We start from the raw sequence: 14,252 nt of genomic DNA, 5'->3' as shown, positions 1-14,252 counted from the left end.
GGAGTTGTCATGGGCGGGGGCGCGCACGCCCCCGCGGACCGTCATACTGCGAAGCGCCGTTACGGCAGCCTCAGCTCTCCAGTTCGATGTCGATGCCCAGCGAGCGGATTTCCTTCACCAGCACGTTGAAGGATTCCGGCATGCCCGCCTGCATGGCATGGTCGCCATCCACGATGCTCTTGTACATCTTGGTCCGCCCTTCCACATCGTCGGACTTGACGGTGAGCATCTCCTGGAGCGTGTAGGCCGCGCCGTAGGCCTCCAGGGCCCAGACCTCCATCTCCCCGAAACGCTGGCCGCCGAACTGGGCCTTGCCGCCCAGCGGTTGCTGGGTGACCAGCGAATAGGAGCCGGTGGAGCGCGCATGCATCTTGTCATCCACCAGGTGGTTGAGCTTGAGCATGTACATGTAGCCCACGGTGACCGGCCGATCGAAGGCTTCGCCGGTCCGGCCGTCGTAGAGCGTCATCTGACCGGACTCCGGCAGACCGGCCAGGTCCAGCAGATGCTTGATCTCGTGCTCGCGGGCACCATCGAAGACCGGCGTGGCCATGGGCACACCCGCCTTGAGGTTCTTCGCCAGCGCGATGACCTCATCATCGGACAGTGAATCCAGCTCCTCGACCTTGGTGCTACTGGCAGTATTGTAGACCTGACCCAGGAACTCACGGATCTCGCCGACCTGCTGCTCGCGTGCATCGCGCAGCATCTGCTCGATCCTGACGCCAAGGCCGCGCGCCGCCATGCCCAGGTGCGTCTCGAGAATCTGGCCGACGTTCATGCGTGACGGCACGCCCAGGGGGTTGAGGATCAGGTCGATGGACTCGCCGTTGTCGTCGAAGGGCATGTCCTCGATCGGCATGATGGCCGAGATGACACCCTTGTTACCGTGACGGCCCGCCATCTTGTCGCCCGGCTGCATGCGACGCTTCACGGCCAGGTAGACCTTGACGATCTTCAACACGCCCGGCGCCAGGTCGTCGCCCTGGGTCAGCTTGCGCTTCTTGTCCTCGAAACGCTCGTCCATCTCCTTGCGACGGTTCTCGAGCTGCTCGTCGGCCTGGGCCAGCAGTTCGTTGAGCGACTCGTCCTGCATGCGCAGCTTGAACCACTGCTGACGCGGCAGTTCCTCGAGGTACTCGTCGGAGAGCACGTCGCCCTTCTTGAGCTTGGGCCCGCCGTTGACGACCTGACCGGACAGGGTCCGCTGGAGACGCTCGAAGGTGGCATCCTCGGCGATGCGATAGGTTTCCTGAAGGTCCTTGCGCACCTCGTCGAGCTGCTGTTGCTCGATGGACAGCGCACGGGAGTCCTTCTCCACGCCATCGCGGGTGAACACCTGAACGTCGATGACCGTACCCTTCATGCCGGTCGGCGCACGCAGCGAGGTGTCCTTCACGTCGGACGCCTTCTCGCCGAAGATCGCGCGCAGCAGCTTTTCTTCCGGCGTCAGTTGGGTCTCGCCCTTGGGCGTGACCTTGCCGACCAGGATATCCCCCGGACCGACCTCGGCACCGATGTAGACCACACCGGCCTCATCCAGCTTGGACAGCGCCGACTCGCCGACGTTGGGAATGTCCGAGGAGATCTCCTCGGCGCCCAGCTTGGTGTCACGAGAGACGCAGGTCAGTTCCTGGATGTGGATGGACGTGAAACGGTCTTCCTGGACGGCCCGCTCGGAGAGCAGGATGGAGTCCTCGAAGTTGTAGCCGTTCCACGGCATGAAGGCGATACGCATGTTCTGGCCAAGCGCCAGGTCGCCCATGTCGACGGACGGACCGTCGGCCAGGATATCGCCACGCGCCACCACATCGCCCGTATGCACGATCGGGCGCTGGTTCTGACAGGTGTTCTGGTTGGAACGCAGGTACTTGGTCAGGTTGTAGATATCAACGCCGGCCTCGCCGCCGATGATCTCGTCCTCGTTGACCCGCACCACGATACGCTTGGCGTCGACCGAGTCGATCACCCCGCCACGACGCGCCACGGCGCACACGCCGGAGTCGCGGGCAACGAAGCGCTCCATGCCGGTACCCACCAGCGGCTTCTCGGCACGCAGGGTCGGCACGGCCTGACGCTGCATGTTCGCCCCCATCAAGGCACGGTTGGCGTCGTCGTGCTCGAGGAAGGGGATCAGCGCCGCCGCCACGGAAACCACCTGGCGCGGAGAAACGTCCATCAGGGTGACCTGCTCGGGACGCATGAAGGTCGTCTCGCCCCTGTGACGGACCTGCACCAGGTCGTCGACCAGGCGGCCGTTCTCGTCCACGGTCGCGGAGGCCTGGGCGATGACGAAGTCACCTTCCTCGATTGCCGAGAGGTGAACCACATCGTCGGTCACCTGGGCATCCGTCACCTTGCGATACGGCGTCTCGAGGAAACCGTAGCTGTTGGTGTGGCTGTAGGTGGCCAGGGAGTTGATCAGACCGATGTTCGGCCCTTCCGGCGTCTCGATCGGGCACAGGCGACCATAGTGGGTCGCGTGCACGTCGCGCACCTCGAAGCCGGCCCGCTCGCGGGTCAGACCACCCGGGCCGAGCGCGGAGACACGACGCTTGTGAGTCACCTCGGACAGCGGGTTGTTCTGGTCCATGAACTGCGAGAGCTGGCTGGAACCGAAGAACTCCTTGACCGCCGCCGCGACCGGCTTGGCGTTGATCAGATCCTGCGGCATCAGGCCTTCGCTCTCGGCCATGGAGAGACGTTCCTTGACCGCCCGCTCGACTCGCACCAGGCCGACGCGGAACTGGTTCTCGGCCATCTCGCCGACGCAGCGGATGCGGCGGTTGCCCAGGTGGTCGATGTCGTCGACATCGCCGAAGCCGTTACGGATGTTGATCAGCTCGCCCAGCACATCGAGGATGTCACGCTGGTCGAGCACGCCGGAACCGGTATCGGCATCGCGACGCAGGCGCCGGTTGAACTTCATGCGACCGACGCCGGACAGGTCGTAACGGTCCTCGGTGAAGAACAGGTTGTTGAACAGCGTCTCGGCGGCCTCCTTGGTGGGCGGCTCGCCGGGGCGCATCATGCGATAGATCTCGACCAGAGCCTCGAGCTGGGAACCGGTCGTGTCCAGCTTGAGGGTATCGGAGATGAAGGGACCGCAATCCAGATCGTTGGTGTAGAGCGTCTCGATCGTGGTGATGCCGGCCTGCCCCAGGCTTTCCAGCAACTCGGGCGTGATGGCGGTGTTGCACGGGCAGATCAGCTCGCCGGTGTTCGGATTGATCTGATCCTTCGCCAGGGTCTTGCCGAACAGGTAATCCATCGGCACTTCGAGGCGCTCCAGCCCGCTCTTCTCGAGCTGGCGGATGTGCTTCTGGGTGATGCGACGACCTTCTTCGACGATGACATTGCCGTCGCCATCCTTGATGTCGAAGGTCGCGGTTTCGCCGCGCAGGCGCGACGGCACCAAGTCCACAGAGAAACCGGATTTCTCGATGTGGAAGGTGCTGGTCTCGAAGAACTCGTCGAGGATCTCCTCGGCGCTCATGCCCAGCGCACGCATCAGCACGGTCGCCGGCAGCTTGCGGCGACGGTCGATACGCACGAAGACGTTGTCCTTGGGATCGAACTCGAAGTCCAGCCAGGAGCCACGGTAGGGAATGACCCGGGCGGAATACAGCAGCTTGCCGGACGAGTGGCTCTTGCCCTTGTCATGGTCGAAGAACACGCCCGGGCTGCGGTGCAGCTGCGAGACGATGACGCGCTCGGTACCGTTGATGACGAAGGTACCGTTCTCGGTCATCAGGGGGATTTCCCCCATGTAGACTTCCTGCTCCTTGATGTCCTTGATCGCCTTGTTCGACGAGTCCTTGTCGTAGATGATCAGGCGGACCTTGACACGCAAGGGAGCCGAGTAGGTGACGCCACGCAGCTGACATTCCTTGACGTCGAACGCCGGCGTGCCAAAGCGGTAGCTGACGTATTCCAGAGCAGCGTTGCCGGAAAAGCTCTCGATCGGGAAGACCGAACGGAAAGCGGCATGCAGGCCGACGTCGAGACGTTCTTCGGGTGAGCGGTCCTGCTGGAGAAAGTCGTAATAGGAATCAAGCTGGATGGCCAGCAGGTAAGGCACATCCATCACTTGGGGCAGTTTGCCGAAATCCTTGCGGATGCGTTTTTTCTCAGTGTATGAGTAAGCCATCTGTATTCCCCAGCTTGTTCACCATGGGTGACCGATGCGTGTCGGCGCCACCCGACGGGGGTCGGCTCCGTCAGGCGCTGACGGCGAGCCCCCGGAAGAGGCTCGCCATCGGAATTCGGCCAACCGGTGCCCCTAAGGGCTACCGGCTAGCGACAACAGAAAAAGGCCGGCAGCGGGTGTACCGCCACCAGCCGTACAAGCTTACGCCGCGCGTGAAGCCATAGGCACAAGAGTTACTTGAGCTCCACGGACGCGCCGGCTTCTTCCAGCTTGGTCTTGGCTTCTTCGGCATCTTCCTTGGACATGCCTTCCTTCAGGGTAGCCGGCACGCCGTCGACGGCGCCCTTGGCTTCCTTCAGGCCCAGGCCGGTGATCTCGCGGACGGCCTTGATGACGTTGACCTTCTTGTCGCCAGCGCCGGTCAGCACCAGGTCGAATTCGGTCTGTTCTTCAGCGGCTTCGCCTTCACCACCAGCGCCCGGGCCGGCCACGACGGCAGCAGCGGCGGACACGCCGAACTTCTCTTCCATCGCCTCGATCAGCTCGGCGACTTCCATCACGGACATGTCGGCGACGGCGTTGATGATGTCTTCTTTGGTCAGTGCCATTTTCACGTTCCTAACTTTGCGGGAGTCTCGGAAGTCCGACGACTCGATGATTCAATGTTCGATTCGCGTGACGGGCCTGGGCTCGTCGCTCAGGCGGCTTCTTCCTGCTTCTGGTCACGCAGCGCAGCCAGCGTACGAACCAGCTTGCCGGCGGACGCTTCCTTCATGACGGACATCAGCTTGGCGATGGCCTCGTCATGAGTCGGCAGGGTCGCCAGTCGGTCCAGGTCGCTTGCCGGGATGAACTCGCCTTCGTAGGCCAGCGCCTTGACTTCGAATTCCTTCTCCGTCTTGCCGAACTCCTTGAACAAACGGGCGGCAGCGCCCGGATGGTCGGTGGAGAAGGCCAACAGAGTCGGACCCACGAAGCTTTCATTCAGGCACTCCCACTGAGTGCCCTCCAGGGCGCGGCGTGCCAGGGTGTTGCGCACAACACGGATCTGCACGCCATTCTCGCGAGCCTGCTTGCGCAGGTCGGTCATCTTGTCGACCGAGACACCACGAGAATCGGCAACAACGACGGAGAGAGCATCCTTGGCCGCTTCACTGACCTCGGCAACAATCGCTTTCTTGCCTTCGAGTGCTAGTGGCACAGTGATCACTCCTTCGTGCCGGAACCTCACAAGAGCATTCCGGTGGTTACCATCTCCCTCACCGCAAGCGGCGAGGGTCCTGGGTGATGGTGCTCACCAGACATCTGGCGGCCACACCATCTGCGCAGGCCTCCCCTTCGGGATGATTAAGCCGCCCTGCGTGAAGGCGGCACCTGCGGTCTTTGACGGTGCCCCGCCGGCTCTTGTCGAAACAGCGCACGGGGACCGCAAAGTTACTTGCCTCTTACTGCTCCGCGATTCAGACCAGCGCGGAATGGTCGACGGTCAGACCCGGGCCCATGGTGGTGGACAGGGAGACCTTCTTGAAATACACACCCTTGGACGTGCTCGGCTTGAGCTTCTTCAGGTCGGCGATCAGCGCCTCCAGGTTGCCCTGGATAGCGGCAGCGTCGAAGTCGACCTTGCCCAGAGTGGTGTGGATGATGCCGTTCTTGTCGGTACGGAAGCGCACCTGGCCGGCCTTGGCGTTCTTGACCGCGGTGGCGACGTCAGGCGTCACGGTGCCGACCTTGGGGTTCGGCATCAGGCCACGCGGACCGAGAATCTGGCCCAGCTGGCCGACGACACGCATGGCATCCGGCGAGGCGATGACCACGTCGAAATCGAGCTGGCCCTTCTTGACCTGCTCGGCCAGGTCGTCCATGCCGACGATATCGGCACCGGCTTCCTTGGCGGCATCGGCGTTGGCGCCCTGGGTAAAGACGGCAACACGCACGTCCTTGCCAGTGCCATTGGGCATGACGGTGGCGCCACGCACGACCTGGTCGGATTTACGCGGATCGACACCCAGGTTGATGGCGACGTCGACGGATTCCTTGAACTTCACGTTGGACAGTTCGGAAAGCAGCGCGACGGCCTCGTCCAGGCTGTACGCCTTGTTCGGGTCGACCTTTTCACGGAACAGCTTTGCACGTTTGGTCAGCTTAGCCATGATCAGAGACCCTCCACGTTCAGGCCCATGCTGCGGGCGCTACCGGCAATGGTACGCACCGCGGCGTCGAGATCGGCAGCCGTCAGATCCGGCTCCTTGGCCTGGGCAATCTCTTCGAGCTGCTCACGGGTCACGGTACCGACCTTGTTCTTGTTCGGCTCGCCTGAGCCGGACTTGATACCAGCCGCCTTCTTCAGCAGGACCGCCGCGGGCGGGGTCTTGGTGATGAAGGTGAAGCTGCGGTCGGAGTACACGGTGATCACGACCGGAGTCGGCAGACCCGGCTCGAGATTCTGCGTCTCAGCGTTGAACGCCTTGCAGAATTCCATGATGTTGACGCCGTGCTGACCCAGCGCGGGGCCCACGGGGGGACTCGGATTGGCCTTACCAGCTGCAACCTGCAGCTTGATGTAAGCCTGTACTTTCTTGGCCATAATACGCTCCTGATGGGTACGAACGCCTTGCGGCTCCCCGGATTAAGCGGCCACCGCGGTGGCCGCCACCTTCATGCTCGGGTCACTCTTTCTCGACCTGAGCGAATTCCAGCTCGACGGGCGTGGAACGACCGAAGATCAACACGCTGACCTGCAAGCGGCTCTTGTCGTAGTTGACTTCCTCGACCACGCCATTGAAATCGGCGAAAGGTCCGTCGATGACACGCACCGACTGCCCCGGCTCAAACATGGTCTTGGGCCGCGGCTGCTCAGTACCGTCCTTGACGCGACTGAGAATGGCGTCCGCTTCACGCTGCGTGATCGGCGCCGGTTTTTCCTTGGTGCCACCGATGAACCCCATGACACGCGGGGTTTCATTGACCAGGTGCCAGGTATCATCGGCCATTTCCATCTCGACCAGCACATAGCCGGGATAGAATTTGCGCTCGCTCTTGCGGCGTTTGCCGTCACGCACTTCGACGACTTCTTCGGTCGGCACCAGGATCTCGCCGAAGCGATCCTCCATGCCATACAGCTTCACGCGCTCGGTGAGCGAGCGCATGACATGCTTCTCGAAGCCGGAATAGGCGTGTACGACGTACCAACGCTTGGACATGCGGACTCCTAACCAATGACGCCGGACATCGCCCAGCCAAGAAGCGTGTCGATGAGCCACAGCACCAGCCCCACCACCAGGACAGCGACCAGCACGATGGCGGTCGTCTGAATGGTTTCGGGACGAGTCGGCCAGACAACGCGCTGAATTTCCTTCTTCGCATTGCGGGCCAGCTCGAGCAGCTCGCGACCCTTCGTGGTGGTCAATGCCACCAGCGCCGCCACCACGCTGAGCGCGACGACACCGAGCACACGATAAAGTAATGCCATGTCGGCAAAGTACGCATTGCCGACCACAGCCAGAACCAACAGAATGACGACAACCGCCCACTTGAGCCCGTCGTGGCGCGACTCCTGCACCTCGGCGTTATGTTTCATGACCACGAGACTCCTCAGGGGCAGCAATCGAAAACAAGACAGTATACGGGATATTGCCAGCCTGGGGAAGACTGGCAGGCCAGGAGGGACTCGAACCCCCAACCTGCGGTTTTGGAGACCGCTGCTCTGCCAATTGAGCCACTGGCCTGTATGCCTTCAAGGCCCGCCTTTGCAGCGGTGCCTGAGCGACAGCGGGCGCCATGATAGCAAAAGCCTTCTCGCCTGGCAACCCCCTCCGGCACGCTCACCTCCGGAAGAAAAAGAAAAGGCGAGCTATTCGCCCGCCTTTTCGCAATGGAGCTCATGGACGGATTTGAACCGTCGACCTCACCCTTACCAAGGGTGTGCTCTACCCCTGAGCTACATGAGCATAACAACAGGTATCGAAATACCTAAATACTGGAGCGGGCAGCGGGGATCGAACCCGCATCATCAGCTTGGAAGGCTGAGGTTCTACCATTGAACTATGCCCGCCTGCCCAACTCTCGCGCCATTCTCGCCAGGCGAGCACGGCAAAAACTTGGTGGAGGGGGAAGGATTCGAACCTTCGAAGCTTTCGCGGCAGATTTACAGTCTGCTCCCTTTGGCCACTCGGGAACCCCTCCAACTGGCGGAGCATTTTACAGCTCCATGTTTCGGTGTCAAGTGATTGTTTTCTCAACCATCCTGACAGGGCATCCTCGTCAATACGGGCCTGCCGCTCCGGAACGCGACGCATTCTGTCAAAGCAGCATGGAGAATGCAAGGCCAGCGCGAATCTTTTCTAGCGACACCGGCCGCGGCACGCTCGGCGCCCCCGACATCCGACCGGCACGCTCGGCTGCCGTCAAGGGAAAGCAGGCCTCGAGACCACCATAAACCATGTCGGGCCATACGGCATGCGGCGCCTGAATGCCGCGGGATACCACCCGCGCATCCCCTCCGGTCACCAGCAGCGGCAGAGCGACGCCCTGCTGATCGCACACTTCACTGTAGATGCGATTCACCGCACTGACCGCCGCCATGTAGATGCCATGATTGACGGCCTCGACGGTACGCACACCCGGTTCCAGAAGCTCGTCGGCCTCACTGTCCGGATCGATGGCCACATTGCGAGTACCGAGCTGGAGACTCTCCTTCATCAAGCGCAGTCCCGGCAGGATGTAACCGCCTAGGTGTCGACCGCCAGGCAGCACGAAGTCCATGGTGATGGCACTGCCACAATCCACCGAGCAGCACCCTCCCGCCAGCTGATAGCCTGCCAGCACCCCCATCCAGCGATCGACACCCAGCCGCGCAGGTTCCTCATAGCCATTGGTCACTCCCAGGGCCTCCGGCGTGGAACGGGCGACATGAACCCCTCCCACCCGGTGCCGCAACAGGCTCACCGTGCGGGCGAGCACCGCCTGACGAGCCACGCTGGAAATGCGTACCGATTCGACGACGTCCAGGTCCGGAATATCCGCCCCCGGACGCCACTCCTCACGGGTCCAGACCGCCCCTCGGGAACGTATCTCACTGCTGTCGGCATCCTTGAGTCGCCATTTCGACAGCGTGTTCCCGATATCCAGATCGAGAATCATACACGGCCCCGCACGCTGATCTCGCCACCGGCCAGCTTCCAACGCCGCGACGCATCCTTGACCCACAGATTCCCAGACTCATCGACCTGCTCGGCGACGGCCACTTCGCGGCGCTCACCCTGGATGACATCCACTTCCTGACCGGCAAAGGCATGACGCGCGTTCCACTCTGCCTGCCAGCTCGCAAACCCTGAATGCTCGAAGCCAGCCAGCAGCGGCATCAGACGGGCCAGCAACTCGATGGCCAGCTGATTGCGGGCAAGATCCGGGGCCTGATCCCGCACCGCCGACACCGGCTGCTCTATCCCCTCTCTGAACGCGGCGGACAAATCGACATTGATGCCGATCCCCACCACGACCTCGCAAGGCCCCGCCGCATCCCCGCTCATTTCCACCAGAATGCCGGCCAGCTTACCGAGCCCGCCCGTCTCGGTTTCCAGCAATACGTCATTGGGCCACTTGAGTAGCGGCTTCACGCCATGCGACTCCAGCACCTGGGACAGAACGACGCCCACGGCCAGGCTCAGCCCCTCCAGGGCCGCGATGCCGGACTCAAAACGCCATCCCACCGACAACATCAGGGTACGCCCCCACGGCGTCACCCAGGGCCGTCCACGGCGCCCCTTGCCGGCGCTCTGCTGTTCGACCAGGCAGACCTCGCCATGGCCAGCCCCCTGCCCGAAACGCTCCCGAAGAAACTGATTGCTCGAGGGCAGAACTTCCTCGACGAACAACCGCGTGACACAGCGCCGGGCCTCCCGCGGCAGGCCCGCAACGATGACACTGCCATCGAGCAGCTCCAGTGGTTCGGCAAGACGATACCCCTGCCCCTTCACCGCCTCCATGGGGATGCCCAGCGACTCGAGTTTACGCAACTGCTTCCAGACTGCCGCACGTGAAACACCCAGCCGCTCTCCAAGCTGTTCGCCGGAATGAAACTCGCCATCGCTCAGCAAGCGGATCAGGTCTCCGATGGTCATGCACAGGCCCCAACCAAGGAAAACCCATATTCTATCGGAACAAGCCAAGCGCCGGAAATTCGCCTTATCGCTACCCGAGTCATGGCGCCTTTCTCCAGACATGAAAAAACCCCGACTTCGCATGAAGCCGGGGTTTTCTCGGGATAGATGCCTGACGCCTCCACGGCCACGCCGTGGCCTGGAGCCTGGGCTCGGGACGCCGCATCGCGGCTTTCCACCTCGCCCGTTCGCGCCTGACAAGGCAATACCTTGTCCGAGCGGCGCTCACCCTACTCTCGCATGCGATGACAGCCCATCGTACTGACATAAAAAAATCCCCCGGGGATACCGGGGGATTTTTCAGATAAGTGCCTGACGATGACCTACTCTCGCATGGGAACTCCCACACTACCATCGGCGCTGAGCGGTTTCACTGCTGAGTTCGGCATGGGTTCAGGTGGTGCCCGCTCGCTATGGTCGTCAGGCGAAAAACATCAATGCAACCCTGCTGACGATACGTCTCTCGCGTACCCGGCGTCGTCTGTCATCCAGACTCCTTGGGTGTTATATGGTCAAGCCTCACGGGCCATTAGTACCGGTCAGCTCAACGCCTTGCAGCGCTTCCACATCCGGCCTATCAACCAGCTCGTCTTGCTGGACCCTTCAGGAGGCTCGAGGCCTCGGGGAGATCTCATCTTGAAGGGGGCTTCCCGCTTAGATGCTTTCAGCGGTTATCCCGTCCGACCTTAGCTACCCGGCAATGCCACGGGCGTGACAACCGGTACACCAGAGGGTCGTCCACTCCGGTCCTCTCGTACTAGGAGCAGCACTTCTCAAATCTCCAACGCCCACGGCAGATAGGGACCGAACTGTCTCACGACGTTCTAAACCCAGCTCGCGTACCACTTTAAATGGCGAACAGCCATACCCTTGGGACCGACTTCAGCCCCAGGATGTGATGAGCCGACATCGAGGTGCCAAACACCGCCGTCGATGTGAACTCTTGGGCGGTATCAGCCTGTTATCCCCGGAGTACCTTTTATCCGTTGAGCGATGGCCCTTCCATACAGAACCACCGGATCACTAGAACCTACTTTCGTATCTGCTCGACGTGTCTGTCTCGCAGTTAAGCACCCTTATGCTCTTGCACTCATTGCACGATTTCCGACCGTGCTGAGGGTACCTTCGTGCTCCTCCGTTACGCTTTGGGAGGAGACCGCCCCAGTCAAACTACCCACCACACACGGTCCTCGATCCGGATAACGGACCAGAGTTAGAACGCCAATGATGCCAGGCTGGTATTTCAAGGTCGGCTCCACGATAGCTAGCGCTACCGTTTCAAAGCCTCCCAGCTATCCTACACAAGCAACATCAGCGTCCAGTGTGAAGCTGTAGTAAAGGTTCACGGGGTCTTTCCGTCTAGCCGCGGGTACACCGCATCTTCACGGCGATTTCAATTTCACTGAGTCTCGGGTGGAGACAGCGTGGCCATCATTACGCCATTCGTGCAGGTCGGAACTTACCCGACAAGGAATTTCGCTACCTTAGGACCGTTATAGTTACGGCCGCCGTTTACCGGGGCTTCGATCAGGAGCTTCGCCGAAGCTAACACCATCAATTAACCTTCCGGCACCGGGCAGGCGTCATACCCTATACGTCCGCTTACGCGTTTGCAGAGTACTGTGTTTTTAATAAACAGTTGCAGCCACCTGGTATCTTCGACCGCCTCGTGCTCCGGTCGCAAGGACCTTCACACTAACGCGGCGTGCCTTCTCCCGAAGTTACGGCACCATTTTGCCTAGTTCCTTCACCCGAGTTCTCTCAAGCGCCTTGGGATTCTCACCCTGACCACCTGTGTCGGTTTGGGGTACGGTCCCACTGTATCTGAAGCTTAGAGGCTTTTCCTGGAAGCGTGGCATCAATGACTTCCAGACCGTAGTCTGTTCGTCTCGTCTCTCGGCCTTGGGGAACCGGATTTGCCTGATTCCCCAGCCTACTGACTTTCACCAGGACAACCAACGCCTGGCTCACCTAGCCTTCTTCGTCCCCCCATCGCAATACAGTGAGGTACGGGAATATTGACCCGTTTCCCATCGACTACGCCTTTCGGCCTCGCCTTAGGGGCCGACTCACTCTGCTCCGATTAGCGTCGAACAGAAACCCTTGGTCTTCCGGCGGGGGAGTTTTTCACTCCCCTTATCGTTACTCATGTCAGCATTCGCACTCGTGATACCTCCAGCAAGCCTTTCGACTCACCTTCATCGGCGTACACGACGCTCCTCTACCGCTCATCCAGAGGATGAACCCGTAGCTTCGGTACCTGGTTTGAGCCCCGTTACATCTTCCGCGCAGGCCGACTCGACTAGTGAGCTATTACGCTTTCTTTAAAGGATGGCTGCTTCTAAGCCAACCTCCTAGCTGTCTAAGCCTTCCCACATCGTTTCCCACTTAACCAGGATTTCGGGACCTTAGCTGACGGTCTGGGTTGTTTCCCTTTTCACAACGGACGTTAGCACCCGCTGTGTGTCTCCCACGCTCGCACTCACCGGTATTCGGAGTTTGCCTCGGGTTGGTAAGCCGGGATGGCCCCCTAGCCGAAACAGTGCTCTACCCCCGGCGGTGATACGTGAGGCGCTACCTAAATAGCTTTCGAGGAGAACCAGCTATCTCCGGGCTTGATTAGCCTTTCACTCCGATCCACAAGTCATCCAAATCTTTTTCAACAGATCCTGGTTCGGTCCTCCAGTTGATGTTACTCAACCTTCAACCTGCTCATGGATAGATCGCCCGGTTTCGGGTCTATTTCCAGCGACTGGTCGCCCAGTTAAGACTCGATTTCTCTACGCCTCCCCTAATCGGTTAAGCTCGCCACTGAAAATAAGTCGCTGACCCATTATACAAAAGGTACGCGGTCACGGGACTAGCCCGCTCCCACTGCTTGTACGCACACGGTTTCAGGATCTATTTCACTCCCCTCTCCGGGGTTCTTTTCGCCTTTCCCTCACGGTACTGGTTCACTATCGGTCAGCCAGGAGTATTTAGCCTTGGAGGATGGTCCCCCCGTCTTCAGTCAAGGTTTCACGTGCCCCGACCTACTCGATTTCACAGGATCAGATTTTCGGCTACGGGACTATCACCCTGTATCGTCGAGCTTCCCAGCTCGTTCGCCTAATCAGTCACCTGCTTAAGGGCTGGTCCCCGGTCGCTCGCCGCTACTGGGGGAATCTCGGTTGATTTCTGTTCCTCGGGGTACTGAGATGTTTCAGTTCCCCCGGTTCGCCTCGTTGACCTATGGATTCAGTCAACGATACCCATCTTACGATGGGTGGGTTTCCCCATTCGGAAATGCCCGGGTCGCAGGTTGTTTGCCACCTCGCCGAGCCTTATCGCAGGCTTCCACGTCCTTCATCGCCTCTGGCTGCCTAGGCATCCACCGTGTGCGCTTCATCGCTTGACCATATAACCCGAAGGAGTCTGGTCGCGATGACTCAACGACAATTGCCGGATACGCTTGAGACGTATCTCATATGTCCTTTCTTTCGAAAGGAACTGTCAGCAGGATTACATTGTTAAAGAGCGACTGTTCGAAGAACAGTCGGAAGTCAGCAGAAACCTTTTCTTCTACAAACTTGCGACTGGTCTTGTCACATCAACTGTTGGGGTGGTGGAGCCTACCGGGATCGAACCGGTGACCTCCTGCGTGCAAGGCAGGCGCTCTCCCAGCTGAGCTAAGGCCCCTCTGATGCCCGTCATACGTGACATGGAGAATTTTATTCAGGTCAAGGCATTTTGTGGCGTCGCCTAGCCTGCTAGGCAAGTCACAAAATAACGCAGAACTGGATAAAATTGGTGGGTCTGGGCAGACTTGAACTGCCGACCTCACCCTTATCAGGGGTGCGCTCTAACCAACTGAGCTACAGACCCGGCTTTCAACCACTGGGTCCGCGACCCAAACAGTCTTTGCTCTGGCCGATCAGGTAATTCATTGTGAGCACTTGCCG

Annotated in this window: 9 protein-coding genes, 6 tRNA genes and 2 rRNA genes; all 17 read right to left on the bottom strand. The window is 60.4% G+C overall.

The annotated features are described in order from the left end of the window. Positions 1-70: 70 nt before the first annotated feature. On the bottom strand, positions 71-4,150 hold the full coding sequence (gene rpoB / locus HELO_RS01210; protein ID WP_013330986.1) for a DNA-directed RNA polymerase subunit beta: 4,080 nt from the start codon (positions 4,148-4,150) through the stop codon (positions 71-73). A 233-nt stretch (positions 4,151-4,383) separates the two neighbouring features. Next, positions 4,384-4,758: a 50S ribosomal protein L7/L12 gene (gene rplL, locus HELO_RS01205; RefSeq protein ID WP_013330985.1), complete on the bottom strand. Its 375-nt coding sequence runs from the start codon at positions 4,756-4,758 to the stop codon at positions 4,384-4,386. Positions 4,759-4,847: 89 nt separating this feature from the next. Then, a complete protein-coding gene (gene rplJ / locus HELO_RS01200; RefSeq protein WP_013330984.1) occupies positions 4,848-5,351 on the bottom strand; it encodes a 50S ribosomal protein L10 in 504 nt (167 codons plus the stop codon). A gap of 259 nt (positions 5,352-5,610) precedes the next feature. Next, the gene (gene rplA, locus HELO_RS01195) at positions 5,611-6,303 is read right to left on the bottom strand and encodes a 50S ribosomal protein L1 (protein ID WP_013330983.1); all 693 of its coding nucleotides are present in this window, start codon (positions 6,301-6,303) and stop codon (positions 5,611-5,613) included. A gap of 2 nt (positions 6,304-6,305) precedes the next feature. After that, on the bottom strand, positions 6,306-6,737 hold the full coding sequence (rplK, locus tag HELO_RS01190; protein ID WP_013330982.1) for a 50S ribosomal protein L11: 432 nt from the start codon (positions 6,735-6,737) through the stop codon (positions 6,306-6,308). Positions 6,738-6,819: 82 nt separating this feature from the next. After that, positions 6,820-7,353, bottom strand: coding sequence for a transcription termination/antitermination protein NusG (gene nusG / locus HELO_RS01185; protein ID WP_013330981.1), 534 nt, complete (start codon positions 7,351-7,353; stop codon positions 6,820-6,822). 8 nt (positions 7,354-7,361) lie between these two features. Continuing rightward, positions 7,362-7,730: a preprotein translocase subunit SecE gene (gene secE, locus HELO_RS01180; RefSeq protein ID WP_013330980.1), complete on the bottom strand. Its 369-nt coding sequence runs from the start codon at positions 7,728-7,730 to the stop codon at positions 7,362-7,364. Between the two features lie 72 nt (positions 7,731-7,802). Then, a tRNA-Trp gene (locus HELO_RS01175) sits at positions 7,803-7,878 on the bottom strand. 147 nt (positions 7,879-8,025) lie between these two features. Next, a tRNA-Thr gene (locus HELO_RS01170) sits at positions 8,026-8,100 on the bottom strand. A gap of 30 nt (positions 8,101-8,130) precedes the next feature. After that, positions 8,131-8,204: transfer RNA gene (locus tag HELO_RS01165), tRNA-Gly, on the bottom strand. A 47-nt stretch (positions 8,205-8,251) separates the two neighbouring features. After that, positions 8,252-8,335 (bottom strand) — tRNA-Tyr (locus tag HELO_RS01160). A 117-nt stretch (positions 8,336-8,452) separates the two neighbouring features. Continuing rightward, positions 8,453-9,292: a type III pantothenate kinase gene (locus HELO_RS01155; RefSeq protein ID WP_013330979.1), complete on the bottom strand. Its 840-nt coding sequence runs from the start codon at positions 9,290-9,292 to the stop codon at positions 8,453-8,455. Further along, entirely contained in the window at positions 9,289-10,272 is a 984-nt protein-coding gene (locus HELO_RS01150; protein WP_041601835.1) for a biotin--[acetyl-CoA-carboxylase] ligase, read from the bottom strand. Before HELO_RS01150 ends, HELO_RS01155 begins: the two co-directional genes overlap by 4 nt. 349 nt (positions 10,273-10,621) lie before the next feature. After that, positions 10,622-10,736: ribosomal RNA gene (rrf, locus tag HELO_RS01145) — 5S ribosomal RNA — on the bottom strand. A gap of 83 nt (positions 10,737-10,819) precedes the next feature. Further along, positions 10,820-13,708 (bottom strand): 23S ribosomal RNA (locus tag HELO_RS01140). A gap of 205 nt (positions 13,709-13,913) precedes the next feature. After that, positions 13,914-13,989 (bottom strand) — tRNA-Ala (locus HELO_RS01135). A gap of 109 nt (positions 13,990-14,098) precedes the next feature. Next, positions 14,099-14,175, bottom strand: a tRNA-Ile gene (locus HELO_RS01130). Positions 14,176-14,252: the final 77 nt, after the last annotated feature.

Source organism: Halomonas elongata DSM 2581 (assembly GCF_000196875.2).
In the GTDB taxonomy this organism is placed as follows: Bacteria; Pseudomonadota; Gammaproteobacteria; order Pseudomonadales; family Halomonadaceae; genus Halomonas; species Halomonas elongata.
The sequence above is the reverse complement of the archived record's forward strand: the minus strand, read 5'-3'. Positions and strand labels throughout refer to the sequence as shown.